The organism is Clostridium sp. D33t1_170424_F3, from assembly GCF_015667585.1.
Lineage (GTDB): Bacteria > Bacillota > Clostridia > Oscillospirales > Acutalibacteraceae > Anaeromassilibacillus.
The window spans coordinates 71,935-95,086 of record NZ_JADPEG010000004.1 but is presented as its reverse complement, the minus strand read 5'-3'; the positions used below and the strand labels follow the sequence as shown (position 1 = coordinate 95,086).

Below are 23,152 nucleotides of genomic sequence, written 5' to 3'. Positions count from 1 at the left end.
TTTCAGATTTGGGTATAAGAAATCCGCGCCCTTTTTCGGAGTGCGGTTTCAATTTGAGAATTTTTTTCACTTCTCTTGCAGAAAATGTTTACTCAAGCTATAATATGAACAAACAATGAACTTTTTGGAGGTAGAATTTATGAATTGTCCAAAGTGTGGCGAAAACATAGGGGCTTATAGATATTGCCCTTTTTGCGGAACTACTGTAGAACAAAGCAGCTATTCTGAAAACGTTACCCCATCTCTCGATCAACCAGCCACATTAGCTGATGAGAAGACGAAAAAGCGTCGTTTATCACCCGCGGTAATTATTACGTGCTGTGTTTTGGCTGCAGTAATTGTTTTCTGCGCTTTAATGGCATTGGGTAATATTCAAAACTATCCCGATAAAATTATATCCGCAGTCAAAGAAGGACAAACGGAACAAGCGGTTTTGCTCTACAGCGAAAATATAGAAGGAAATAAGAAAGAAGAAGAACAGGTTAAAGAACGTCTAATTTCTCATGCTCAATCTATAGAAAAGGACTTTGAGAATAAAAAAATCTCATACCAAGATGCCGAAGACCAACTTAATACCATTATGGAAATTCGTATAATTGGAGACGTACGGACGATACAAGACAACGTTGATAGATTACATAAAAGTCGAGTGGCATATCAAACAGGATTAGAATATTTAAAAAGCAACGATTATGAAAATGCGATCGATAATTTAAAAAACGTTATTGAATCTGATACAAACTACCAAGACGCACAAGATAGAATTAATACTTCTTCACAAAAATATATTGAAGAACTTTTAAAATCCATTGATGACTTTAAAAATCAGGAAAAATATTTAGAGGCATTAAATGCCGCTAAGAAAGGCTTAACTCTATTTCCGGATACATCAACTTTAATGATAGCCAAAGAAGATTGTCAAAATTTATATGACCAACAGGTTGCCCAAAATAAAGCTAAAAAAGTAGAAGAAGCCAAACAGTCTCAGCTTATTCCTGTGACAGACTGTAAAATCAAAGTACAAAGTACAGACATGAAAAGTCTGTATCCAGATATGATCTGCGCCATTGTTAAAAATAACTCTGACAAAACCATAGACTACTTAGAAATATCGTTCATTGGTTTTGATGAAAATGGTTATCCTTTAAAAATAGAAGGAGACTTGGATTTTTCTGGTGCTGCACTTGAAAAATTTGCAAAAGGCGACGCGTTAAACATTATACCTGCTGCGAGTTGGGGAGACGATATGGGATTCAAGTTAATATCTAATCACAAGGTTAAAACACCAATGGCATGTGTGGTTAAAGCAAAATTTTATGACGGCAGTGAATGGGAAAACCCATATTACAAGTATTTTAAGGAAGAATATGTGGGTAAACCGTTGAATTAATTACCTCCTCCTATATAGCAACCGTTCTGCCTGCCGATCCATCAGCCGTGCAACCTGCCCTTCGGTAAGGCCACGCGAAATATTGTTCGTAACGCTCATACTACGGTTATCGCTGTTGCTGTATGCAACGGCGGTGCCTTGCCGGTATGAGCGTTTTGACTGCTCAATGGAGCTTTCCAGCCGTGCAACGGCGTCCTGCACCTTTGCGACCATCGCGTCAATTGTTGTCTGCGCCTGCGTTTTGACGGTTTCAAAGCCTTTTCCGAGGGCGTCGTTGGTGGCGTTTGCAAACCGTTGCCCGATGGACAATGTCTCCTGATTGACGTACCCATACACTTGATACAAACCCGCCTCGAAAGCCTTGAAAGAGTCTTCGAGCGCTTTTAAAGACTGGTCCCTGGCTTCCTCTACGGCGGCCAGGGCTTTTTCGCGCCGTTTTTCAAGCCGGGCTTCCTCTTCCTTGTACTCTTCTTCCAAGTTCGACAGGCGTTCTTCGTGAAGGCGCTTCTCTGCTTCCAAATCATTGACCTCTTTTTCAACCGTGAGGTCCTTCAACTCTTCCTGCTGGCGTTTCAGCTCCTTTTCCAGTTCCGCTTTTTCTTCCGGAGTACGGGCATACCGAATTTGAGTCTGTAAGGTCTGGATACGCGTCTGCGCAAAAGACAATTCGTCGTCCAGCTTTTCTTCCTGTCTGGCGCGCTTCTTTGCGTCGATCTCCCGCTGCAGCTCGGATATGATACCGTCAACACGTTCCTTTTCGGCCTCATACTCTTTTTTGGCTTTATCGATCCGGGCATCATAGCTCTTGTTGATGGCGTCTATTTCCGCGTCAGCCTGCTCCTCAACCAGTTCTTTTTGCTTGGCGTAGTAATCCTTGGTCAAACTGAGTTGGTCGTCAAAAGCGCTCTGCAAAGCATTCTTCGTGTCATCTTTCATCTTGTTTTCCAGCTTGTAGATTTCCTGTGCATATTTTCGGTAATTATCCTCGTCGATTCCGTAGTAGCTGTCTCGGATTTTGACCAGACCGTCCATATACTCCTGTTCGCTGATGAGTTCCATTTCACGTTTGAATTTCAGCTCTGCATAAAGCTTTTCCTGCCAAGTTTTTTCTTTTTCGGCGCTTTCTTTTTTCTGCTTGTCGGCTTTCTTGGTAGCAGCATCAATATCAAAATCTTTGAGATTGAGTTCAAAGGATCCTTCGAGGTCGGTAAGCGGTTTCATCAGGTCAATCATGCCCTGGAGCTTTTTTCGCTGCGCCGCATTATCAAATTCAGCAATTGGGTCAACCACGCGTTTTGGACCGGTCGCTTCCTGGTTAAGCTGTACCAGCTGCTGTTCCATCGCCTGAACTGTCTTTGCGGCGTTTCCGCCGACGGCGCGGTAATACTCCTGCCATTTTTGGGACAACTGTGTGATTAAATTTTGCTCGATGTCTCCTTTCGCCTGCGCTAAAGTCTTCCAATTTGTCCCATCCTTTTGATAGTCCGCTGCCAAACTATTAAACAGGACGGCATTGTTGGATTTAAGGACCTCAAAAAACTCCTCGCTGTCCTTGTACTTCTGCATCATGGTGGCACTGTATTCCGCCGATTCCTGTTGGTACAACGCGGGGAACTGCTCAATAAGTTCCTTTTCATCGATGATTCCCGCCATGTAATCCTCAAGGTAAGGCATCAGCTGTGAATAACTGTCACCAAGCGCTCTTATAGTACTGATGGATAACTGTCCACCGTCCGCGGCCTCTTTTTGGGCGGAAGCGAGGGTTTTCAGACGCTTTTCGCTGCCCTCCAGGCTTTCCATGAGCGCATCCGTATCCATCAGGCTGCTGTTGACGCCCTCTGTGGCTTCCTGCGCATCGCCGGCAGCAGAAGAATAATCTTCGTAGGATTTGGTCAGCCAGTCTAAACCTCCATCGACTCCATTTATAATTTCCTGCTGCATACCTCTGATTCGCACTTCTTCGCGCAGTTCGTCTCTCAGCTGTTCGATGTGGTTGCGGGATACTTCGTCAATTTCTCCATACTGCTTTTCGTACGCATCGCGCTTTTTCTCAAGCTCGGCTATTTCTGCCTGCTTTTCTTTAGAGCGTTGTCCGGATTTGTAAATTTCTTCTTCGGCTTCAATCTTCTTGGCGTTGTACTCGTCCATCTTGTCCAGTGTCGCCTTCGCTTCTGATTGCGCTTTCAGGGCCTCAATGTCTTCGAGTATGGCTTGCTTGTTCATCTGCAATTTGCCGGTGACCTCATCGATTTTGACGGCTTCACGGCCCAGCGTTTCATTGACTGTTTCGACGTATTGGGCCAGCATTTTTTTCTTCATGGATACGTCTTCGACCGTCCGGTCGATTTCCTCCATCCGAGGGATAACCGTATCCGTTATAGTTGCCAGCTCCGCCAGCCGGTCAGAAGCGGATTCAATGCCTGCTGTTTCTAGGTTCCCCAGTTCTCCTTGGAGTTTTTCCAGTTCTTCTCGGGTGTCCCTTGCAGCCCTGGCCGTCTCGTTTGCAGCGTCGGCAAACATCAGTATACCGCCTACGACCATCATCAGCACACCGGCCAACGCCACGAAGGGGTTGGCGCTCACCGCAGTGTTCAGCCCTATTTGAGCGACTGTTGCCACCTGCTGCGCCACCTTATACGCCCCGTAGGCCACGATCAGCGCACCGACAGCCTCTTTGTGTTCAACGAGCCCTTTGACAGTTCCCAGTACAAGACTTGTAAGAGCGCCAAACACGGCACCCCATTGCTTTGACAGCTCCGCCAGGTCTCCGTTCTTTTTCAAAGCTAAAAATTCATCGGATATTCCTTTTAAGCCCGATTTGGTTTCCCCAAACGCTTCTGCTCCGACATCGCGGAAGAACTGCCCCATGTTGTCCTTCAAGGTGCTCCACCGGCCAATCAGCGTCTTGGATTGCTTTTCCATCATCCCCGCAAACTTCCCGGTTCCTGTGGTCAGGTCGCTGATGGCAGCATCCAGCTGCGGTATTCCAACCTGCCCTTTTTCGATAAAGCCCATCAGCGCAGATGTTGCAATCCCCATATTGTCAGCCAGTGCCTGTGTCAGCGGTACACCAGCCTCGGTCATCTGACGGAGTTCTTCACCGGTAACCTTCCCTTTCGCCAGCATCTGGCCATAAGCAAGGGAAATGCGGTTCAGTTTATCCACACTGCCCTGTGACAGGTCTCCTAATTGCGTCAGGGTTTTAATGATGTTCTCCGCCTCGACGCCATAGTTCATGAGGAGCTGAGCGTTCTGCGTTACATCCGGCACCGTGTAAGGCGTGCGCGCTGCAAAATCTTTTAAATCCTCCATCAGCGACTTGGCCTTACCCATATCGCCCAGCATGACCGCAAAAGAAGTTTCGTACTGCTCAAATTGAGACAGGCTTCCAATGGTGGATTCCAAAAAAGACCGCGTCACCCTCATCGCCAAGAAGCCTTTGAGCATTGACATCATGGATTTAAGCCGCTGCGACATGGTGGTCAATGATCCTGCCGCCGTGTTGCTGGATTCCGCCACTCTGGCAGTTTGATTCGCCTGCTGCGCCAGTGCCTGATTGACACCAGACAACTGCGAATTGAGCGCCTGTTCCCGGCTGCGGAAAACATCCAGCCTCTGATTAAGCCGTGCCTGTGTCTGTTCCAGTGACGCCTTAATCCGCTGCAGCGTCTGCACCCGTTCGGATTCCTGACCGTACTGCGCAACAGCCCTCTGGATTGCGGCGGTATTCCTCTCACGGGCGCTGGTATTGCTTGTCATTGCCCTTGCCGCCACTTCGAGGCGCTGCCTCACCTGCAGCAACTCCTGAGAGAGCTGCCTTTCTTCGGCCTTCAGAGCGGCCGTACGCTGCACTGAACCGTCAATGCTGCTGTTATACTGTGATGTATCGCCAACGATCTGTATGACGGTACGGGCCACTACGTTGTCAGACATTCTCTCACCTCACTTCGCATCAGGGAAATCCTTCCGCAGGTCGGCAAGTGTGCTGTACTGCACGTACTTCTTACCTCCCACCATCAGTTCCTTCCCGTCATACTTTTTTCCGGAGCCGTATTTGACGGCAATATACCGATTAATTCGCATCAGGATCTCTCTTGGCGTTGATACCCAAAAACTTTCAGGGCTTTGTCCAAGTTCGGCTGTCCACATAACTTCAAGAGCGCACCAATCGCAGCCACCGTTGTTTCCTGCATCTGTTCCCCCAGGCTATTCTCACCCTCCGGCGGCGCCATCTGATCCAGCGCCAGATTGTACAACTCAAGCGACACTGCCGCTATGGTATCCGGATCAAACCATTCTCCCACCTGGTACAGGCTGGGCTTCAAGCCTTCTACCATGTCGGAATTAAAGAGATCGGCGTTCTCCGGGTAATTGCAGAGCAAAAATGACCGGATAAAGTGCTTTTGCGTTTTAATGTCGCCCGCGCAGGCGGCTTTTTCGATTCCGCCGCAGGTGCGCTCCAGGTAATCGAGTGCGTTCAGATCCAGCCGCAGCTTCATCGGTTGGCCGGCAATGGTGATGGTTTTATATGGCCGTCTTAAATCCTGTAGATTCATAGGTTCCTCCTAAATTGGTTGAGGGCGGGAATTACCCGCCCCCGTACTAAGATACCGGTTAAACACCCGCTTTAATTCCCGCGGTACCGCTTGTAAACCAGGCAGATTCCAGGTCGGTATACTTCTCGTCGTCACTCTGGACGCTGAAGAGGAAGCCACCGTTTTTGCTGCCGCCGGTGAAGGCTACCTCGTAGTTGAGAGGGACCACCGTACCGACAAGTTCCGCCGTCTGATAGTTGATGTTTTCGTTCTCGGTTTCCGCTTTTTCGGACGGCGTCGCGAACACGACTTTTGCGTACTTTTCCAGTACCCAGACGTCATCTGTCAATTTGACTTTGTGTGCGCAGATATATTCCGGGGATACGTCATTGGAGCCCTGAACCGTCGCGCCTGCTGTGTTTTTCTTCGCCCCAAGGACGCGTTCTTTCAGCGCAGGGGTGATCGCCGGTATCACATAGGTAACCGTACCGCCTTTGTTGGATTTTACGGATTTCTGCTTCTTATTCGAAGAATAAAAGTCTCCTTCCGCCATCTGCGGCGCATAAGCCTTGGATACCACACACTCAGACAAGTCGATTAAATTTGCATCGTCGGTGGTCAGCGTCGTTTTTGTATCCTCAGTTACAGGAAACAGAACCAAATCAGAAACGCCCACAATAGGCGTCACATTAACGGTTAAAGGTGTACTTGCCATAAATATCACTCTCCTAATTTGACTTTAAAGGTAAATGTAATTCTTTTGATGTAAGTACCCGTGGTCGCTTCAAACGAGTCGTCATACTGGCTCCGGCGGGCACTGTAGATTCCAGAAAGGGCACTGGATAGATTCCGGGCGGTAACTTCCTTGCCGCGTTCATCCAGCGCCCGTACTTCAAAATAGTAGGTAAAAGACACGCTGCGCGCCTCATTGGACACATAATCGCCCAACACAGAGGATAACAGATAAAAGACCGCTGCGGGATACCGGGGCCGCGCCGGAAACCACCCGGTTTGTATCCCGGGTTCCGCCCGGCTGCCTGCTTCTATTATGTCAGGAACGATGTCCACCTGATACGCGTCAGAGACTTCCACTCGGTCGCCGTTCGGCCTTGTATAAGTCATTTCAGCACCTTCTTCAACTCTGATGTGACAATTTTATCTATGTTCCCGTTCTCGGTATTTTCCTGCAGAGCAGGGCGTAGATACGGATGCGGAGGCTGTCCCATCCAATCTTGCCTGTGCGGCACTTCCGGATCGCCGCGCTGACCAGTGCCAAACTCCACAAATGGGGCATATCCAACGGTTGTCCCTACTTCAGCTACAAAATTACTGCCTTCATATTCGCCGTGAGTGGCTATGCTGGATCGTAAGCGCCCGGTATCAACCGGGCACAAACGCTTTGCATCCCCCTCGACATGCAGCCCGGCCTTGCGCACCCCACGTTCAACCGCTATATCCACCTGTAATTTGCTGTTTTTCAACTGTGCTATCAGATTATCAAGGTCGTTCATTCCGCCGACCTCCCAGTATCAGCTGCGATTATTTTTACAGGTTCGCAGGCCGTGTCTATGTAGTCCGATATCGCTGCAATCCGGTATACTTTGCCGCTGATGATTACCTCGTCGTCCGGCTGCGGCGCCAATCCCCGCATGAGCACTGTATAGGCTTGTTCCGTCGTTATTCCGATCGCCTGCCGCTTAACAGGATCGGAATATGGATATACCTCTGCGGTGACCTTCGTGTCCTGCGTCGTACAAACCGGGTGGCCGAATTCATCTTTTTTGTCAGTATCCTGCACATTTCGGCGCAGGATAATTTTTCGGCTATTTCTCGGATTCGGTCGCCACATGTTCAAACCTCTTTCCTGCGATTGATGTTAACGGCTGCGGCAGGAGGTGCCGCACAGCCGCCGGCAGATCATCATAGCTTACCGATACACCGCCGGCACTGTGCGCCGACTCCCCTTCACGGCCAATGCGGTTATACAGGATTACCGCTACAGCCCGGATTCCAGCTTCATAAGCCGACACATCATCTCGGCGCGTTATCTGCTTGACAACGGATTCCGCATCGTGCATCAGCAGTTCTATTTGCTCAAACGGGACGCCGGGAAGCTGTTCCTCAAGCCGGCTATACACTTTGATGTCCATATTAAGACGCGGAAGCAGTGAAGGAAGCTGTCAGCAAAACGAGCGTCTCCGGGCGGGTAACCTTCGCGCCATATACATGCAGGCCCTTCACGGCATCCGCAAAACGCTTCTCCATGCGGTACGCCTCCGTCTCAACAATCTGTTCCGCGTAGGTCGCCGCCCCGTTGTACCCGGCCAGAATGCTGTATTTTCCGGATGTCACCGGTGTGTTGTTGGATTTGTAGATCGTAAACCCGGCTGCACGGGCGATTGCGCCGTTTGTGAGGGTTTCTTCCGCGCGGGTTCCGCCTGTGCCAACAAAGCGCTGATCCAACAGCATCAGCCCTTCAAACTCCGGAGGAACTACAACCCAACGGCCGGCGGAGGGGACATTCTTTTTATCCAGGGTATTTTTCATGACTACCAACTGCTCGTACGCGTTGTCCTTCGTGAGTGTGATCGGCGCAGCGGTAGTTCCGATTTTATTTCCGGCTCCTTTCGCCAGCAGATCGGCTGCAAAACGGTCGGAGACGTCGCTCAACGCGTAGGCTGCCCGCTGCATTGCCGCGTCCATGAGAGCCGCCCTGATCTGCGCCTTGTCCACGTCATCCAGCTGGAAATTGAAATACTTTGACTGGTCAATAGTGAGCGTCTGATCCTCAGTGGAAAGCTCCTCCGGGTCTTCCAGATTTCCGTTTCTCACGTAATCCTTCACGGTGATTTCACCCACCTGGTTGATCTTCACGGTGGAGCCGTAGCCTCTGATTTCCCCCTCGTAATCCCGATTTAGCAGATTTGCATAAACGTGGGATGCGTCCAGATGTGCCAATAATCTGGCGCTCCAAATGGTAGGGATAAAAGTGGTAACTGCCATGTTTTATCTTCCTTTCTGTTCAAGGGACGCTTTCACGGCATCCCAATTTTTATTGATCTCTTCGGCCGACATTCCTTTGAGCTGCTCCAACGTGTAGGACGTTCCCTGCGGTTTCCCACCCGCCTGTGGAGTTCCAGCGCCGGAAAGTGCCTGTGCAATTCCGTCGGCAACCGCCTGATCGTACACCGCCTTGAGACCGTCCATGCGCGCTGCCACATCGTCGGCTTTCATGCTCTCATAGGGCAATAACTCTGCCAATGTGACCGGGATCTTTTTTTCGGCGGCAAGTTTCATCGCCTGGTCCTTCAACTCGCGGGCAGCATTCTGCGCCTTGAGCTGCGCAATTTCATTCTGCGCTTTTTTGTACAGGTATTCCTGCTTCTCTCCTTCCGACAGCTTGGCCAGTTTTTCGGCTTCCGTAGCTTTCTCGTCGGCCAGAATACGTTCCTTTTCCAGCGCATTTTTCACAGCAGTTGTGGTGGCCGCGTTCACCCGGCCGTCCAGCCAGGACTGCAGCCCTTTGTCTGTCTTGATAAGGTCGTCGTAATTTGGTGCGGCAGCTCCCTCACCTGCGCCTCCCTGCGTCACCCCTGCATCCGCGGCTGCGGAAGTGGAAGTGGGTTCTGCTCCTGCCGTGACTTCTGCACTTCCCGCGCTTGCTGCATTACCGGCGCCGCCTCCATCCCAACGGCGTACAATACTCAAAAAGGTTTTTCTTTTGATTCTCATTTCGATTTCTCCTTTTATTGCACCCTCCGTTCTTAGCCAGAGGATGCAGATTCCGACATAACAAAAAGGCATTTTAACGTCCTGCCCGGGACGTGCGCTTTACCCTGCGCCGGGAGACATGGGATCACCTCCTTTCAGTTCACGCCGCGGTACTGACAACGGCCATCAATCCAAGCGGCGCAGTCGCGTTCAAGACAGTCTGGGAAGGCGATCTCCTGATTTTCAATCGCCGTCTGGGTGGTCGGAATACCGTTGTCATCGTGTTCAAAACTAATTTGTGTAATGATCCTGGTGTTCACTGCATACGGGCATTTCATCTCAAATCCTCCCGAAAATGAGTATAAAAAAGCACCGTACCGTTATGGCACGATGCTAATTTTTATTCAGGGTTTGCGTCTAAAAGCTCTTTATATGACCTGGATAATAATTGTTCCGCCGGTACATTCCCGTCAAAGTATTCGCATTCTTCATCATAATCCGGGTCTATCGGGTGTTCCCTGACATACGTTTCCATACGTTCACGTTCTTGCGGTGTAATTGATTCCAAAGTTACCAATCCCTTTCAAAAGGCTATCCATGTATTTCGCGTACTTTTCTGGAGTTTTCAGGTAGTCGGGATGCTGTGACATAGCCTCTTGGTAGTATTCAAAAAATTTCTTTTTAGAAAAACTATCCGATTTTTCAACTGCATAAACCGATCCATTATTTCCCACGGCTGTCAAAACCTTCATATTGTTATCGCTTGCAAATAGCCATAAATCATTATGCGTAAACGTTCCGCCGGTTGGGTGGGAGTGTATCGCGATATACGGCACTTCCTCTTTAGGTATCCTGACTTTTGCAGCAGCATCTTTTCCGATCACCTGATTAAGCTTTTTCATGCTGAGATCAAACGTTGCACCGGCCTCTGTCCCAAGAGGCTTTGAGACAATTGACATCAGAAGCTTTTTATGCTCATTTTTAAGCTTCAGCTGTAACACGGGCGAAAGGATTTCTGAATGGACCGTTTTTACCGCCCCGAGGCTTTCGGCAGTCACTGGCAATGGATTCAGATTCACGTCTTTCAGTATACCGCTTTCTCCGATCCTGTCAACGTATTCCTTTTCCCATTCTGGATATGACATGCGCTTTACGAGTACCGTCTTTCCGGTAATGGGATCGCGTGCTGCGCGGCGCTCCAATCTTTGGAGTCCCGGCACGTCAATCACCGCCGCAACGGTGCTGCGGCAATGTGGATGCAGCGGCGGGTAATTCTCTCCGACAACAGCTTTGTCCAGCGGATAGATTTTACCGTCATGGGCGCGACATACGGCGGAGGTTTTGCGATCCAGCGTTGCGATAAACTCGTAACGCTCGATTTCAGCTTCTTTGTAGCTTTCTAACGCGCCCTGATTGCAAAAATAATTGACCTCAGTCCGCACCAGCCGGGCGGCGTTTTTCATGCTTGCTGTGTATGTCTGCTCCATCAGAGATTTGGCCATGTCCGAGACCGATTGCCCGGAGAGGATCCCTTTTTGGAGCACCAGCGCGGCTGCATTTGCCACCAAACTTTGATTACGCCAGATAGATGCAGAATAGTTCCGTCCGTACCACTGGGCAGCCAGCAGCCGATTTATGGTGCTTTGCGGCAGCGACGAAACACCAAAAGCTATGCCCGTTCCTGTCTGCAGCTCATACATTGTTCGCAGATAACTATCTTGTATAACCGCAACATAGTGTTCCGTGGTTATGCGCTTTTCCTGATCCGCCGATACCGCCAGGCGGGCGGCAATCAGATGCTTGATGTACTGCAGACGGGTGATACGATAGCGGTATGCCGGGGCGTTCAGCCGAGCGAGCGCCTGCCTTTTCAAGCGTTCGTCCGTCATCACTGACAACTGATTTTTGAGCGCTTCATATTCAGCGCGAGGGATCTCTTCTCGCAGCCAGCGCCGTGCCTCTTCCTGCGTCATACCTTGCCGGTATATATCAAATATCTTTTTAACCTTTTGGTCGATGTCCTCCGCTGTTTGGCGGTAGAGGAAATTCAGCCGGTTGAGATACGGCGCGGTGTTACGCTCGGCATCCAGCAGTACCTGTTCAGCGCGCTTTGCCCAATATGCCGCGCTTTTCATCCGGCGCTCCCATCGTCACCCCCGGCAGACTCGCCAAAATCCCCGCCGGCGTCAAAGAGAGTTTTGTTCCGCCGGTCGGCGTCGGCCTGCTCCTGGGCAATCTGCACCAACTCCTTTTCCACGTCGGCGACGCCGAACTTGTTTGCAAAAAAGGACACCAGCGTTTTACGGGATAGCGTGTCCTTTGCATAAGGCAGATAGCTCATGACGTCAACCGGCAGTGCATCATCAAACGTAATATCCACATCTGTCCAATCAAAGCCACGGCCCAATTTGGTCATGTAGCTGTTCATAACCTGCAGGCGTCGGTCCAGCGATTTTTTGAACATGCGCCGTTTGATGTTTGCCAGCCATTTGAGCCCCAGCGTTTTAAATTCCATCGCGACGCCAGAGGCGTTTCCAGCAAAATTTTCGTCTGTCAGTTCTGGCACAAGGGAAAACTTGGATATGTCGGATTTGATCGCCTGCCGCAATACTTCCACACTGGTTTCATCCAGTGCTTTTTTGATGTACTCGATTCGAGCGTCCTTGTCAAGGTCGTCCATAATCTTGTAATCATGCAGCAACTTGACGACCTCTGGCGCCTGGTCCGCATCATCCATCAGCCGTGCGCCGTATACCGCAAGGATCGCGTCGACAAACTGGTCTTTGTCGTCCAGACGGTCGGACTGCAAGCGGTCGTACGCGTCAATCAGCGTCAAGACGCGCTCATAATCGCCTATCCCCTCATCATTATTTTTGTACTCCACGATAGGGACTTGACCTGCATAGTGCGGCATCCGACTTTCAAGCTCCGGCAAATCGTACAGGCCCGAGAGGTGGTACAGATACAGCCAGGCGCCATCGTACACGTTCAGTTTCCAGCCGTTTTCTCTCCCATCTACCGCAGTCTCGCGGTAGTAGTACACCGCAAACATCGGTTCTGGATCAATCTCATTACTGAAAACCACAAACGAACCGCGCGGGTCCAGATGATTGAGCTTGACATGCTGAGATGGAAGCTGCGACATGTACACCAGCTCGTAGGCCCGGCCAAAGATGGACAAGTCTTCGCCGATTTCCGCATCGTGCGCCGCCGTCTTTGCAAGTTTGTTTTCCTGCACCAGGTTATCAATGCTATCGCCGCTGTAGGCCAGCGGATTTGCGAAGGTAAACCCATTGGCAACCGTGGTGATGTAATATGCATTCGGCGCAACAACACGGTTATTTGGCGCAAGCGGATTATCTGCCTTGCGGGACATTATATTGTGTTCGCCCTTGTAATACCGGTACAGCCTGTCCAAGCGGGGGATCTCCCGCTGATGATCCTGTATGCAGGATCGGATCACCTCCGGCGTCGGCTGTGTCCCTGCCGGACGTATCATGCGCATCACCTCCTAAGATAATCATTGCGGACAATATGCGCCTTGCCCTGGCCTTTGAACACTTCCATGCAGAAATACCTCATGGCGTCCATCGCATGGTCGTTGACCTTGAGCGGCTTATCCTCTCCGTGCTGCGCGGCCTTGTCGTCCCAAACGTAACCCTGTATTTCCTGCAGCGTGTTTTCGCAGCTCTCGCAGATTTTGATCTTGCCAGAGGAGAGGGCCGTCGCCGTCACCCGGATACCATCCAGTACGGCGTTATCCGCCGGGCGGACCATGAACCGTCCATGCTGCCGGATACAGGCAATCATAGACGCCGCGGACGGGTCCACAATCACCGCGCGGATCGGCAAATCGCCGGCCAACTTTACCAGTTCGGCATAATACTGCTCATCCGTCTTCTGTGCCTTGCTTTCACGGCCTGAGTAGTAATACTCTTTGAGCATATACCACACCCCACCGCATTTACCCCAGAGCAGCATAGCCGCGGGGTTTTGCGTGCCGTAGTCCATGCTGATGTAATACTGCGTGCAGGGACCAGGAGGTGCAGCAACAACGTGTTTGGATTTATCAAACATATCATAGATACGGCCCTGTGCCAGAGTCCAACGCCCCTCAATAAACCGGTCGTAATAAACTGTTCCTGCATACTCTTTTTTGAGTTCTGCAACTACTTCAGCAGGTAAGGCGCCGTCGTCAATGTGATAACTCTGCTGATAGATGTCAGCATCAGAATCCAAGAATTTTTTAAACCAATGTCCAGGATTATCTGGGTTGCAAGTCCCATCAAAATGCGAATGTTCACAACGAAGACGGCTTTTCAGCATTTGGAATACTTCTTCTGACCACGTGGTCACTTCGTCTCCGTACACATATTCAAATGTCGCGCCCTGGATGCGTGCCATGTGCTTTTTATTATCGGCGCCCAGTGCATAGACCTTTTTTCCAAACAATCGAACTGTGTTATCGCTGCTGATATTCCCCACCAAGTCGGGCGACCATATTTCCCTCATCGGGTCTAAAATATTGCGTTCCAAAGTGCCTTTGGTATTCCCCAAAAGTACAAGCAGTCCTTCTCCTTTGGCCGCCAGCAGCCTCTTCGGAATCGTCACAGTAAAATCAACGAACGATTTTCCCGAACCAGTCGCACCGGTTTTTACGTTCCAACGGTGATTACAGCGCTGGAGATACTCCGTCTGCTTCTTCGTCAACGACACTGTTCACACCTCCAAGAATCTCTTTAGCTTTTTTAAGGGCACCAGTATCAATTCCTTGCATCTTCTTTTCTTCACTCCTCTGCTGCAGTTCAAAATATAACTTTATTGCTTGCACATCCCCGGCCTGTATCTTCCGGGATAACGCTTTCCAAACCATTCCCAGTTCAGCATCCGCATACTTTTCAATCAGTTCGTTCACGATCTTCACAAAGTCCGGGTTGCGCATCCATCGGTGAAGGGTAGAACGTGCTACACCGGCCGCATTCGCTATATCCTGTTTTGTGCCTTGAAAATCAGGATTAGCGAGGCACTCCGCCGCAACGACCATACGCGCATCCAAGATGGAATCTGTATTGTTTTGTAGCACTTCACCACCTCTCAACTTGCGTTAAAATTATGATGTGTTTTTATCCGGCGGCCGGCCTCTGCTTGCCGCGATCCTTGCCGCGTGTAGCTGCAAACAAAGATCCCCGCGCATGCATGATAGCTGATTGTAGCGGGCGTTCTCCATCCAGTTGTTGGTGGATTTGAGACTGGCTATTTTTGCGTCAATAACAGCAATCTCTGCGATGAGTTTTTCATTGCGTTCGATTTCCTTTTTCAGGTCATTGCAATCCATGGATATCAACCACCTTTCGGGCATGAGAAAGGCGCCCTGCAAACGCAGGACGCCCAAAAAGAGGAGTATGAAAAGATCAAATACGATCTTGTGGTCGCTTTCCGACAATATCATTATAACTCATTTTTTGACGCATATGGGGCCAACCTTCATATTTCGAACAGATTTGCCGCCAAATTAATTAGAAATCTTTGTCGGCATCGCTTCATGGTCCTTGGGGACATCGGCAGTTTTATACTGCTCATCGGTACATATTCAAACAGGTTCAGCCGTATAAAATCCTTTTCCGTGTTGTCACGAGCTGCATTCCACGCCTGCTCAATAGCCTTGATCTGCTCATCCAGCCTACGCTTGCGTGCAATCAGCCGTTCTGCCTTCTGCGCTGTCTCATCGCCTCCAGAACTATTGTGCGGCATTCCGTCAGATGGGCACCTCCCTGCAAAGATTACTTCCTCTTCGATTTCCTTCCGCCGGCGCAGAAGATTGTAATAGTCTTCCGCGGTTGCCAGACAGCGTTTGTATACGCCGTTTTCCAATTTTATACCTTTCTGCAAGATGTATCCTCCTCATACACATTCCCGTCAAAGTCCATCTGGCCTTTCATTGGCCTGCCCCCCCTGGCGGCCTGCTTGGATTTGACCGCGGCCTCCGTCGCCCGGAGCAGCGCCAGCAGGGCCGCCGCCATCTTACCGGCGCCGTCGTCGTCACCGCTGTCCCACAGTTTATCCAGACCGGCCATCATCCTGTTGACCGCCGTCTGCGCGCTCTCAAAATGCAGCTTGAAAACCGCGATCTCTGATGAGGAAGCCACGGCGAGTTTTTTCCGGAGGGCCTGCACCTGTTCCGTCATAGCCTGCTTTTCCCGCTCCGCAGCGGCGAACTCCTCTTCCTGCGCTGTTTTCATGGTAGCCAGATCCTGCTCCGCTTTGGTCATGGCCTGCTCCGCCTTTGCCTTCGCCTTTTCGGCCCGGTCGATCTTCGCTTTCAGCTTCTCTTCGGCTTCTTTACGGGCAGCCTCCGCGGCGGCCCGGACCGCTTCCTGATCCACTACGGTTTCCACAGCTACCTCCGGGACCGCATTCTGCAGTTCCTCCAGCTGGGCTTTCAGGTCCTGCATTTCTCTGTCGGCGTCCTGAACAAGCTGCTCCGCCTTTGCCTTCTGTTCTTCCAGCTTCAGATGGTACCCGTCAGCGCGGTTTTCCGCTTCCCGGAGCTTTTCCCGCGCCTGCTCCATGTCCACATCATAGACTTTCCGCTGTTCTTCCAGCTGTTTATCAATCCGGCGTCTTGCCTCTTCGGCTTCCCGCCTTGCCTTTTCTGCTTCTTTTTTCGCTTCGTCCCGCTCCCGGATGGCTTTTTCCAACTCCCGCTTGCTCATCTCTTCCACTGTCTTTACTTTGCCATCAATTATATGTTTTCTGGAAATAAATTCGTCGCGCTCGGAGACCGGCAAAGCCAGCAGCACCAAGGCTTTCGAGGCTCCCAAATCCGTCACCGGTGACGGATTTGAATATTCCCTGGAGAGACGCATAAACCGCTGTGCGGTGGTCTCGGAAAATTCTACTTCCCGTTCCAGCCAAGGCAGCCATTCCCCGTGCGGCAGCTGCTCTTTTGCTTCTGTCAGCCGGCGGCCAATCTCCAGTATGGCGCTTCCGGCCTGCCTCTTGTAAAACTGGATTTCCTCTGTGATGACCTCAATCGGGCGGGGCTGATCCGGCAAGTTCCGGGCCTCCTGTTCGCTCTCTATGCCATCCTCCATAAACGCCTTTTCTTCTTCAATGGCTCTGGCAATCCTGTATTCATCCATGGTATAATCCCCTTTCTGTTACGCTGCCGCTGTCTTTTTCTTTTTACTTTGGGTTTTCTTCCGCCGGGCGGTCACGATTTGGGCCAGCCAGGCGTCCACAAACGCCTTCACTTCCGGATGGTTTGCATAGCTGTCGTTGTGATCTGTCCGGCACTGTACCACGCGCCTGCTCTGCAGCTCCAATGTGTAGAACGGCGTATCCGGCGCCTCGGCCCGGCGGATGAAAAAGATTGCTGTCTCTCCGCTGGCCATACGCTGTATGTACCCTCCAACGCAGTGGTGCAGGGCGGCGCCTTCCCGGGCAAGCTCTTCCTGCGTCCGCGCCGGGCGGATAAAGAGACCGTCCTGCTCCCAGACCCACCGCTCCAGCTTTGCCACCTGCGCGGCAAAGGCTTCCTGGTCCGCCTTGTTCTTCTCAAATTTAATCTGCGCCATTGTACGCTCATGGGCCGCGTGCAGATCCCGCGGAAAAAGGATCTGTCTGTCGCACAGATTCAAACGGAGCTGCAGGCATTCCTGCAGGTAGTCCCGGTAAAACCGCTCGATCCTTCCCATGTATGCCTGCTTCTGTCCGTCAAGATATTTCACGATGTTCCTGACAGGCGCGTATTCCGCCGCTTCCACGATCAGCTTGTATTCGATGTCCTTGTCCATCAGCTCGACCGCATCCATTTCCGTCATACGGCCGGCTTCGACATATGACCAGAGGTCGGATAACCGCTGGACGTCGTCCATGGTCCACTGCCCCGGCTCTTTGATTTTCAGGAGGCGGAGAGGGAACCGAAAGCATTCCTTCAACGTCTTCCTGGTCCACCGGATGGCGTTCCGGTTGCTCTTGGACAATCCGGCGACGCGCTGGAAAACAAGCTGCCGGTATCCGGCTTTCCACAGGAATTCCATAACCGGGTATCTGGTCCAGTCGAGAGCGTACCGGATAACGTTGTGGTATCCGTAACCGCTGTCCGAATAATCTGTATTCATGGTTTCATAGTATCCAGGAATGTACGCATACTGCAGGCGGGTCCCGGCAACGGCGGCGGGAATGGATCCGGGGAAAAACGCATAACTCCCGTCATATACCTCCGTACCGGCAAAGCGTGTCCAACCGTCCAGCCTGTACCGCCAGGCATTCATGCAATAGTTCTCTTTATACTCATGCAACCATTTGGCAACATGAAAGCCTTGGGCGGCGTACCGGCCGAACTCTTCCAGCCAGTCTGCGATGCGTTCATACCGGGCTGCAGGATCCCGTTTCAGGTGCCACTGCCGAAAGAACACAGTCTGTCCATCCGTGCCTTTTTGCATGGCCACGATGTTCTGGACATAATCCGCCCGGTACTGCGCGCCGCCGGAGATGACGCAAAGGACCTTCTCCCCGCAGTCCGGGCAGGTGACATAACGCCCCTGGCAGAACCGCTCCGCCCGCGCGCAGACTTCACGGCCGCAAAGGAAACAGGTGCCCCGCACATTCCCTTTTTTGTAGAGCAGCGTCCTGTCGCCGGGTAGTACCTCCCGGCGGATCCAATCCTCCAACCCTTCCGGAAGCTCTTCCGGGCACAGGCAGACGTCTTCATCCGGCAGTTCTCCGCGGCGGCGCTTTGCTTCCTGGACCATAGCTGCCTGCGCCGTATCCATCCACGCGGCCAAATTGTCAATCTGGTGGTTCTGTGTATCCGGCGTCCGGAGCCACCGGGCCAGGACGGCTTCGTCCTTTTCTGAGATTTCCGGGTAACAGGTTTTCGGTGATGTATACCAAGTTCTCATGCAGTCCTTCAGGCTTTTTTCCTTCTTCCGGGCGTCTCCGGCAAACACAACAGCGAAGGCAGGTCCCTTTTTCGAGCAGACGACCCGGAAATCTCCGGCGCTGCGCGCAGTTTGCTTATTTTCACGGTTGACGCTGAAATTCACGACCAGCTGGCGCTCGGGATCGACGACCGGCGTCGCCGCTGTGACACGGTAATGCATCCGGTCGTTCCCATGAAACGGTTCGGGCCATGGTTTTGATTTGATCTTTTTGTCTATTTTCACATCTAGCGCCTCCCGCTATATAAAGCTGTCGAAGTCGAGGCTGATCAGGTTGTCCTGCTGAACCGGGACGGCAGGTACCATGCCTGAACCGTTCACCTCCCGCCTGACCGCCTGGCGCACCGCGTCGTCCCTGCCGGCAGCGAGGTATTGGTCGACGGCGTCAAATACGTCCGTATCGCTCATGACGCTCACACTATCCTTCATTTTCTTCCGGGCGGCGGCTGTAATAGCCTTCATGGCTCCCTCCAGCGTTTTCCCGCTGTCCATGACGGCGTTGGCCACGGCATCGTCACTGCAGCGGTCGATAATGTAATGGCCGACGATCTCCATATACCGGTCCTGCGGATCCTTTTGCATCTCCATGTTAATTTTCATGATAGCATCCTGTGTTTTACTCATAGCTGCCACTCCTCATCGTAAATAGTCCAGGAAGAGGACCGCGCCGTTGAACTTCACACGGTACAGCCGCAGGTCTTCCGCTGTCACATACTTCCGGCCATAGATTGCTTTCATATCGCGCCAGACACTCCAGGGCACGAAGAAAAAGCGGTCCTTGATCCCGATACATACCGCGGCCGCCGCGCCCATTCCAGCGTGATCTTCCAACGAGTCCAGTTGTTCCTGCGTCAGGACGTTCCGGTTCATCCGGTCCGTGGTCGTGTACTTGGCTTCAAAGACGATAGATTTGCCTCCGGCCAGCGTCCCCTGGTAGTCCGGCTCCGCCGCTGCGGTGAAACGCCCGGTGAAAAGCCCTTCCCCGTGCTTCTTCATGACACGGAACGGCTCCGGGATTTTATCGATCTTTGCGCGCCGCTGTGCCTTGTAATGCTCACAGGCCGCCTTGATGTTGCTTTCAAATACATGCCCCTGCGCGTTATTTACGGTGTTTTGCCACTGCCGGCGGACCTTTTGCTGATCGTATTGCATTCTTTGGACTTCCTTTCTCTGGTTTGATCTGGATCATGCGATAAAATTGATAAGGGATCCCCGTTACAGGGGAGATTCCGTTCTCCACGGAGTTCGGGTCTATGTAATAGCCTTTGATGGGCTTTGGTTCCTCGCGCCATTCTTTGGCGTCTACTTCTTCCACCTTTTCCACAGGTTTTATGAGGTTACGGCTTCCGGACCACCGGTTTCCGGGGATGGACTCCCCTCCGTCCGGAGACAGCCGGGACTGTTTGATGAGGTACCAGGCAAGGGCGGAGTATTCACCGTCCGGATACAGGGACTCAAACCGCAGGGCTCCGTGCGGCCAACATGCTGTAACCACCTGGTAGTCAAACGCCGGGATAATCACGTGATGATGGATCCCTCCCTGTTTTCCGTAGGCGGTCACCTGTATGTATTTAAACTCTGCTCCTGCCTTTTTGAAGCGCCTGCGTACACGGTCCAGGAAGTTTTCCATGTTCTGTTTTGCCCGCTGCGGGTCCGGCCGCTCATCCTTCCGGTAGGTACAGGTCAGGAAGAGGTCCCCGGGGGCAAAGTTCGCATTGATCTGCCGGGTGAGCTTTCTCCAAGCCATCTTCTCGTTGTATTTCTTCATCGCTTCCGGCGTGCGGCTTTCCCGGTTCCCCCGTGGGATATTTCGGCCATACCGGGCGGAATAGCTCTTGTGTACTTCAATGGTAATTCCAGCTTTGCAGGTCTTCTTCAGGTACACCGCTTTTTCTCCCCTTCCCGGTCTCATGCCTGTAATGTTAATACCTCAACCAAGGCAGAAAAGGCCCGGGCTTTTGCCTGTCGGGATAATACGCGGGAAGCAAATGGTGTACAATAGATTTGCTTCGGATATTATCCGGGTAATGTTTCACCCATCGACGGCTGCCGGGCCTCATGTCGATGGGTGTTTCTATTCTTATTCAATTGTCGTTTGTCCGCCTCGGCGCGGCGTTATACCTGCAATGCGGAGGCCATTCATTCCTGAAAGGGCAGCCGGTATAACAATGCTCCATGCAAACCATGGCGCGATGCAAAGGGCAATGCGACCAGACGTGTTCCTGATGCACGTCCCTTCCGCAGACCGGACAAACGGTGTTGTCATATGGCTGCCGCATCATTCAAACTCCCCTGGCGCCGCCCGCTGGGGCGCATATGGAAGCGGCTCCCCGGTCGTTTGATTGCATCCGCGTTCTTTCAACCATTCCCGGATTCTTCTTCCGGCATCGGCGTCCGCCATGCCGCGGTATGTATCCCAGATCGGAAGCGGGTTCAGCGATTCTATCGCATCTGTAAACTTCCACTTTCCGTCCGGCGTTCGTTGAAGGTCCCGGATAAACAAAAACCATTCTCCACGCTGGGCAACGGCAAACTGCCGCTGCCGATACAACAGACGAATTTCTGCGTTCTCTTTTTCTTCCATCTTTCAGACCTCATGATGCAGAGTCAAGGTATACAGCTCTCCTGCACAGGTAAAAGTAACATTGGCCTGCGCTCCTCCTCCATCGTCACAGGTATGAACATGACAGGCATAGACTGCACCATCCGTATACCGTCTTTCGACAACGTCTTTTAGCCACAGCAGTTCTCGGACCATATCCACGCTCTTGACATACCTGCAGTTTTGTTCTACACTTTGAATAGAAATGTTGTCGCATTTCACTTTGCCGTCCTGGGTGCTTCCAACGCCCGGAGCGGCTTCTTTTTTGCTTACTTGCATTTTCTCACTTCCCCTTTATGCAGTTGCTTCTCCCAAGCAGCCAGTCCACCTTTACGTGGAGCACATCGGCTAAGGCCGCCAGTTCAAAGTCCATCACATACCGGTGCTGGCCTTCCAGCTTGGATAAACCGGACGCGTTCATCTCAATGCCTTTAACCTGTAGTTGGGCTAACAAATCCCTTTGCGTCATATCATTCAGTCGTTTACGGGCTTCGGTAACACGGGCGCCGATTATATTGCGGCTGCCCAGAGCTTCTTTCCGTGTCCTCATCGCTTTCTCCCCTTTCTTGTATGTAAAATATTCGATATACTCCACTTACAGTGGACCAGATACGGGATCCCATACCTCCGGCGTCCGCAGGCGGCGCATGTGATCTTTGCACTCCTGGTTGGGATCGGTGTGACCGACCGGGATTCCTTCAGTTTTTCGGCGCAGGGCCGGCAGAGATACTTTTTACCCATCGGCTGCCCCGCCTTTCCGGAGACTTTTCCGCTGCGGGCTTGTCCGCCAGCACGCCTCCGACCCCCATGGCCAGGCTCTCAACCGCCGCCAGTATCAGCACCTGATAAACGGTCAGTATGCCGCTGTCCGACGCCATGGCTGTGGCAAAGGCCCCGGTCAAGCCGGCGGCGAACAGGATTACGCCCAGCCGGCTGTGCTTTATGTATGGGCTTTCTTTCTTCATGGCTTGTCCTCCTTTATGGAGCTTGTCCATTTTTACTGCGTGGTGAAGGTCAAGTATCTTGACCATACCACTCTGGTTTTTCCCCAAAATCAACGATAAGGGTCATGGGGACACCGAAATGCGCGCTGCCCAGATTAGATGACGCCCGCACGATATTCCGGCGTGTCCTTTCTACGAGTTCCGGCGTCGCCGGTATGTAGCGCTTATGCAGGATCGGTTCTCCAATATCTCGCCCGCGGGCGTCCAACATATTAATCACCTCGATTCATTTCTATTATTTTTGCGGCATGTCCTATGACTTTTGCTACAGTGATAGAGTGGAATTTCTTTGCAGAAATTTGTCGTTGCATCCCCGCTTATCCAGTGGTAGAATTTGGATAGAAGGGAGGTGATAACCATGTATACGTTTACAATAAACTTCAAAGATGGTACATGCACGAAATTCGTACATATCACTGAAGCTGCAACTCCACGCCAAGAACCCATTTCAGAAGAAAGGTTTATGTCTAAAATGCTTCCTGAAATTGGTCGTGGGGAGCTACATTTGTACTCCGAGGATAGTCAATATGTTATTGACACAAAAGAAGTAAAGTTTTATTCTGCAGTTAAAGAGGATTAACCAGCAATCCGGCCAACACAGACGCGACTTTGGGAAGAGCTTCCACCTCTTCCGGGGTCGCGCTTGTTTTTGCCGCATTTTCTACAAATTTTAACAAAGCAATTTGTAAACGTTCTTTGATTTCTTTATCGTTCATTTTTCTCACCTCCCCGCCGCCTTCGGGCGGCTTTTCTTATGCGGGTTTCTGTTTGTTTGCCCATTCCCATAGAATTTGCAGAATGAGAGCATTTTTCGCCATTCCTTGCCTTTTGGCTTCCAGTACAAGCCATGTGTTTAAATCATACGGTATACGCAAACCTGCGCGCACTCGCTCTTCTGTCATAATGTTTCCCTCCTGTTAGTGTTGTCACCTTGTCGCCTTTATTATAAGGTGTTGTCACTTAGT

Annotated in this window: 30 protein-coding genes; 2 read left to right on the top strand and 28 right to left on the bottom strand. The window is 51.4% G+C overall.

What is annotated here, in order from left to right; genetic code table 11:
- Positions 1 to 139 precede the first annotated feature (139 nt).
- Positions 140 to 1,390 carry a DUF5780 domain-containing protein gene (locus tag I4V53_RS03870; protein WP_195984079.1) on the top strand — a complete coding sequence of 417 codons (1,251 nt, stop codon included), beginning with the start codon at positions 140 to 142 and terminating at the stop codon, positions 1,388 to 1,390.
- Here I4V53_RS03870 and I4V53_RS03865 read toward each other — a convergent pair whose 3' ends face one another.
- The 26 genes from I4V53_RS03865 to I4V53_RS03740 all read right to left on the bottom strand — a co-directional run bounded on the left by I4V53_RS03865 (position 1,391) and on the right by I4V53_RS03740 (position 22,148).
- Positions 1,391 to 5,323, bottom strand: coding sequence for a tape measure protein (locus I4V53_RS03865; protein ID WP_195984078.1), 3,933 nt, complete (start codon positions 5,321 to 5,323; stop codon positions 1,391 to 1,393).
- 9 nt (positions 5,324 to 5,332) lie between these two features.
- On the bottom strand, positions 5,333 to 5,473 hold the full coding sequence (locus I4V53_RS03860) for a hypothetical protein (protein ID WP_195984077.1): 141 nt from the start codon (positions 5,471 to 5,473) through the stop codon (positions 5,333 to 5,335).
- Positions 5,473 to 5,946 carry a hypothetical protein gene (locus tag I4V53_RS03855; RefSeq protein WP_195984076.1) on the bottom strand — a complete coding sequence of 158 codons (474 nt, stop codon included), beginning with the start codon at positions 5,944 to 5,946 and terminating at the stop codon, positions 5,473 to 5,475. Before I4V53_RS03855 ends, I4V53_RS03860 begins: the two co-directional genes overlap by 1 nt.
- A 58-nt stretch (positions 5,947 to 6,004) precedes the next feature.
- Positions 6,005 to 6,640 carry a major tail protein gene (locus tag I4V53_RS03850; protein ID WP_195984075.1) on the bottom strand — a complete coding sequence of 212 codons (636 nt, stop codon included), beginning with the start codon at positions 6,638 to 6,640 and terminating at the stop codon, positions 6,005 to 6,007.
- Between the two features lie 5 nt (positions 6,641 to 6,645).
- Positions 6,646 to 7,047 carry a hypothetical protein gene (locus I4V53_RS03845; protein WP_195984074.1) on the bottom strand — a complete coding sequence of 134 codons (402 nt, stop codon included), beginning with the start codon at positions 7,045 to 7,047 and terminating at the stop codon, positions 6,646 to 6,648.
- On the bottom strand, positions 7,044 to 7,436 hold the full coding sequence (locus tag I4V53_RS03840) for an HK97-gp10 family putative phage morphogenesis protein (protein ID WP_195984073.1): 393 nt from the start codon (positions 7,434 to 7,436) through the stop codon (positions 7,044 to 7,046). Before I4V53_RS03840 ends, I4V53_RS03845 begins: the two co-directional genes overlap by 4 nt.
- Positions 7,433 to 7,774, bottom strand: coding sequence for a phage head completion protein (locus I4V53_RS03835; RefSeq protein WP_195984072.1), 342 nt, complete (start codon positions 7,772 to 7,774; stop codon positions 7,433 to 7,435). The genes I4V53_RS03840 and I4V53_RS03835 overlap by 4 nt, the downstream gene beginning before the upstream one ends.
- The gene (locus I4V53_RS03830) at positions 7,749 to 8,075 is read right to left on the bottom strand and encodes a phage head-tail connector protein (RefSeq protein ID WP_195984071.1); all 327 of its coding nucleotides are present in this window, start codon (positions 8,073 to 8,075) and stop codon (positions 7,749 to 7,751) included. The genes I4V53_RS03835 and I4V53_RS03830 overlap by 26 nt, the downstream gene beginning before the upstream one ends.
- Position 8,076: 1 nt before the next feature.
- Positions 8,077 to 8,928, bottom strand: a complete 852-nt coding sequence (locus I4V53_RS03825; RefSeq protein WP_195984070.1) for a phage major capsid protein — start codon at positions 8,926 to 8,928, stop codon at positions 8,077 to 8,079.
- 3 nt (positions 8,929 to 8,931) lie between these two features.
- Positions 8,932 to 9,657, bottom strand: coding sequence for a DUF4355 domain-containing protein (locus I4V53_RS03820; RefSeq protein WP_195984069.1), 726 nt, complete (start codon positions 9,655 to 9,657; stop codon positions 8,932 to 8,934).
- Between the two features lie 134 nt (positions 9,658 to 9,791).
- Positions 9,792 to 9,974, bottom strand: a complete 183-nt coding sequence (locus I4V53_RS03815; RefSeq protein WP_195984068.1) for a hypothetical protein — start codon at positions 9,972 to 9,974, stop codon at positions 9,792 to 9,794.
- 201 nt (positions 9,975 to 10,175) lie between these two features.
- Entirely contained in the window at positions 10,176 to 11,771 is a 1,596-nt protein-coding gene (locus I4V53_RS03810; protein WP_195984067.1) for a minor capsid protein, read from the bottom strand.
- Complete coding sequence (locus tag I4V53_RS03805; RefSeq protein ID WP_195984066.1) at positions 11,768 to 13,135, bottom strand: phage portal protein; 1,368 nt, start codon at positions 13,133 to 13,135, stop codon at positions 11,768 to 11,770. The genes I4V53_RS03810 and I4V53_RS03805 overlap by 4 nt, the downstream gene beginning before the upstream one ends.
- 5 nt (positions 13,136 to 13,140) lie before the next feature.
- A complete protein-coding gene (locus I4V53_RS03800; RefSeq protein ID WP_207747830.1) occupies positions 13,141 to 14,346 on the bottom strand; it encodes a PBSX family phage terminase large subunit in 1,206 nt (401 codons plus the stop codon).
- On the bottom strand, positions 14,309 to 14,719 hold the full coding sequence (locus I4V53_RS03795; protein ID WP_195984064.1) for a phBC6A51 family helix-turn-helix protein: 411 nt from the start codon (positions 14,717 to 14,719) through the stop codon (positions 14,309 to 14,311). Before I4V53_RS03795 ends, I4V53_RS03800 begins: the two co-directional genes overlap by 38 nt.
- A 27-nt stretch (positions 14,720 to 14,746) precedes the next feature.
- Positions 14,747 to 15,079, bottom strand: coding sequence for a hypothetical protein (locus I4V53_RS03790; RefSeq protein ID WP_195984063.1), 333 nt, complete (start codon positions 15,077 to 15,079; stop codon positions 14,747 to 14,749).
- 41 nt (positions 15,080 to 15,120) lie between these two features.
- Positions 15,121 to 15,525: a hypothetical protein gene (locus tag I4V53_RS03785; RefSeq protein WP_195984062.1), complete on the bottom strand. Its 405-nt coding sequence runs from the start codon at positions 15,523 to 15,525 to the stop codon at positions 15,121 to 15,123.
- On the bottom strand, positions 15,510 to 16,778 hold the full coding sequence (locus tag I4V53_RS03780) for a DUF3102 domain-containing protein (protein WP_195984061.1): 1,269 nt from the start codon (positions 16,776 to 16,778) through the stop codon (positions 15,510 to 15,512). The genes I4V53_RS03785 and I4V53_RS03780 overlap by 16 nt, the downstream gene beginning before the upstream one ends.
- A gap of 18 nt (positions 16,779 to 16,796) precedes the next feature.
- Positions 16,797 to 18,806: a PcfJ domain-containing protein gene (locus tag I4V53_RS14125; RefSeq protein WP_195984060.1), complete on the bottom strand. Its 2,010-nt coding sequence runs from the start codon at positions 18,804 to 18,806 to the stop codon at positions 16,797 to 16,799.
- A 15-nt stretch (positions 18,807 to 18,821) separates the two neighbouring features.
- Positions 18,822 to 19,205 (bottom strand): Cas9 inhibitor AcrIIA9 family protein, encoded by a 384-nt coding sequence (locus I4V53_RS03770; RefSeq protein ID WP_195984059.1) that lies wholly within the window; start codon positions 19,203 to 19,205, stop codon positions 18,822 to 18,824.
- 12 nt (positions 19,206 to 19,217) lie between these two features.
- Positions 19,218 to 19,733: a Holliday junction resolvase RecU gene (locus I4V53_RS03765; RefSeq protein ID WP_195984058.1), complete on the bottom strand. Its 516-nt coding sequence runs from the start codon at positions 19,731 to 19,733 to the stop codon at positions 19,218 to 19,220.
- A complete protein-coding gene (locus I4V53_RS03760) occupies positions 19,681 to 20,466 on the bottom strand; it encodes a rolling circle replication-associated protein (protein ID WP_195984057.1) in 786 nt (261 codons plus the stop codon). Before I4V53_RS03760 ends, I4V53_RS03765 begins: the two co-directional genes overlap by 53 nt.
- A 393-nt stretch (positions 20,467 to 20,859) precedes the next feature.
- Complete coding sequence (locus tag I4V53_RS03755; protein WP_195984056.1) at positions 20,860 to 21,165, bottom strand: hypothetical protein; 306 nt, start codon at positions 21,163 to 21,165, stop codon at positions 20,860 to 20,862.
- Between the two features lie 3 nt (positions 21,166 to 21,168).
- Entirely contained in the window at positions 21,169 to 21,462 is a 294-nt protein-coding gene (locus I4V53_RS03750; RefSeq protein ID WP_195984055.1) for a hypothetical protein, read from the bottom strand.
- 4 nt (positions 21,463 to 21,466) lie between these two features.
- On the bottom strand, positions 21,467 to 21,733 hold the full coding sequence (locus I4V53_RS03745) for a helix-turn-helix domain-containing protein (RefSeq protein ID WP_195984054.1): 267 nt from the start codon (positions 21,731 to 21,733) through the stop codon (positions 21,467 to 21,469).
- Between the two features lie 148 nt (positions 21,734 to 21,881).
- The gene (locus I4V53_RS03740; protein ID WP_195984053.1) at positions 21,882 to 22,148 is read right to left on the bottom strand and encodes a hypothetical protein; all 267 of its coding nucleotides are present in this window, start codon (positions 22,146 to 22,148) and stop codon (positions 21,882 to 21,884) included.
- Between the two features lie 397 nt (positions 22,149 to 22,545).
- Here I4V53_RS03740 and I4V53_RS03735 point away from each other — a divergent pair, with 397 nt between their 5' ends.
- Positions 22,546 to 22,767, top strand: a complete 222-nt coding sequence (locus I4V53_RS03735) for a hypothetical protein (protein ID WP_195984052.1) — start codon at positions 22,546 to 22,548, stop codon at positions 22,765 to 22,767.
- Here the strand turns inward: I4V53_RS03735 and I4V53_RS03730 are convergent.
- Positions 22,754 to 22,903, bottom strand: coding sequence for a hypothetical protein (locus I4V53_RS03730; protein ID WP_195984051.1), 150 nt, complete (start codon positions 22,901 to 22,903; stop codon positions 22,754 to 22,756). The two genes, I4V53_RS03735 and I4V53_RS03730, sit on opposite strands and share 14 nt — an antisense overlap.
- A gap of 36 nt (positions 22,904 to 22,939) precedes the next feature.
- The gene (locus tag I4V53_RS03725) at positions 22,940 to 23,089 is read right to left on the bottom strand and encodes a hypothetical protein (RefSeq protein WP_195984050.1); all 150 of its coding nucleotides are present in this window, start codon (positions 23,087 to 23,089) and stop codon (positions 22,940 to 22,942) included.
- Positions 23,090 to 23,152 lie beyond the last annotated feature (63 nt).

Excerpts from the sequence above, each read along its gene's own strand:
- I4V53_RS03870 (WP_195984079.1), top strand. The coding sequence starts at position 140 with ATGAATTGTCCAAAGTGTGGCGAAAACATAGGGGCTTATAGATATTGC.
- I4V53_RS03865 (WP_195984078.1), bottom strand. The coding sequence starts at position 5,323 with ATGTCTGACAACGTAGTGGCCCGTACCGTCATACAGATCGTTGGCGAT.
- I4V53_RS03860 (WP_195984077.1), bottom strand. The coding sequence starts at position 5,473 with ATGCGAATTAATCGGTATATTGCCGTCAAATACGGCTCCGGAAAAAAG.
- I4V53_RS03855 (WP_195984076.1), bottom strand. The coding sequence starts at position 5,946 with ATGAATCTACAGGATTTAAGACGGCCATATAAAACCATCACCATTGCC.
- I4V53_RS03850 (WP_195984075.1), bottom strand. The coding sequence starts at position 6,640 with ATGGCAAGTACACCTTTAACCGTTAATGTGACGCCTATTGTGGGCGTT.
- I4V53_RS03845 (WP_195984074.1), bottom strand. The coding sequence starts at position 7,047 with ATGACTTATACAAGGCCGAACGGCGACCGAGTGGAAGTCTCTGACGCG.
- I4V53_RS03840 (WP_195984073.1), bottom strand. The coding sequence starts at position 7,436 with ATGAACGACCTTGATAATCTGATAGCACAGTTGAAAAACAGCAAATTA.
- I4V53_RS03835 (WP_195984072.1), bottom strand. The coding sequence starts at position 7,774 with ATGTGGCGACCGAATCCGAGAAATAGCCGAAAAATTATCCTGCGCCGA.
- I4V53_RS03830 (WP_195984071.1), bottom strand. The coding sequence starts at position 8,075 with ATGGACATCAAAGTGTATAGCCGGCTTGAGGAACAGCTTCCCGGCGTC.
- I4V53_RS03825 (WP_195984070.1), bottom strand. The coding sequence starts at position 8,928 with ATGGCAGTTACCACTTTTATCCCTACCATTTGGAGCGCCAGATTATTG.
- I4V53_RS03820 (WP_195984069.1), bottom strand. The coding sequence starts at position 9,657 with ATGAGAATCAAAAGAAAAACCTTTTTGAGTATTGTACGCCGTTGGGAT.
- I4V53_RS03815 (WP_195984068.1), bottom strand. The coding sequence starts at position 9,974 with ATGAAATGCCCGTATGCAGTGAACACCAGGATCATTACACAAATTAGT.
- I4V53_RS03810 (WP_195984067.1), bottom strand. The coding sequence starts at position 11,771 with ATGAAAAGCGCGGCATATTGGGCAAAGCGCGCTGAACAGGTACTGCTG.
- I4V53_RS03805 (WP_195984066.1), bottom strand. The coding sequence starts at position 13,135 with ATGATACGTCCGGCAGGGACACAGCCGACGCCGGAGGTGATCCGATCC.
- I4V53_RS03780 (WP_195984061.1), bottom strand. The coding sequence starts at position 16,778 with ATGGATGAATACAGGATTGCCAGAGCCATTGAAGAAGAAAAGGCGTTT.
- I4V53_RS03770 (WP_195984059.1), bottom strand. The coding sequence starts at position 19,205 with ATGAGTAAAACACAGGATGCTATCATGAAAATTAACATGGAGATGCAA.
- I4V53_RS03765 (WP_195984058.1), bottom strand. The coding sequence starts at position 19,733 with ATGCAATACGATCAGCAAAAGGTCCGCCGGCAGTGGCAAAACACCGTA.
- I4V53_RS03755 (WP_195984056.1), bottom strand. The coding sequence starts at position 21,165 with ATGGAAGAAAAAGAGAACGCAGAAATTCGTCTGTTGTATCGGCAGCGG.
- I4V53_RS03750 (WP_195984055.1), bottom strand. The coding sequence starts at position 21,462 with ATGCAAGTAAGCAAAAAAGAAGCCGCTCCGGGCGTTGGAAGCACCCAG.
- I4V53_RS03745 (WP_195984054.1), bottom strand. The coding sequence starts at position 21,733 with ATGAGGACACGGAAAGAAGCTCTGGGCAGCCGCAATATAATCGGCGCC.
- I4V53_RS03740 (WP_195984053.1), bottom strand. The coding sequence starts at position 22,148 with ATGAAGAAAGAAAGCCCATACATAAAGCACAGCCGGCTGGGCGTAATC.
- I4V53_RS03735 (WP_195984052.1), top strand. The coding sequence starts at position 22,546 with ATGTATACGTTTACAATAAACTTCAAAGATGGTACATGCACGAAATTC.
- I4V53_RS03730 (WP_195984051.1), bottom strand. The coding sequence starts at position 22,903 with ATGAACGATAAAGAAATCAAAGAACGTTTACAAATTGCTTTGTTAAAA.
- I4V53_RS03725 (WP_195984050.1), bottom strand. The coding sequence starts at position 23,089 with ATGACAGAAGAGCGAGTGCGCGCAGGTTTGCGTATACCGTATGATTTA.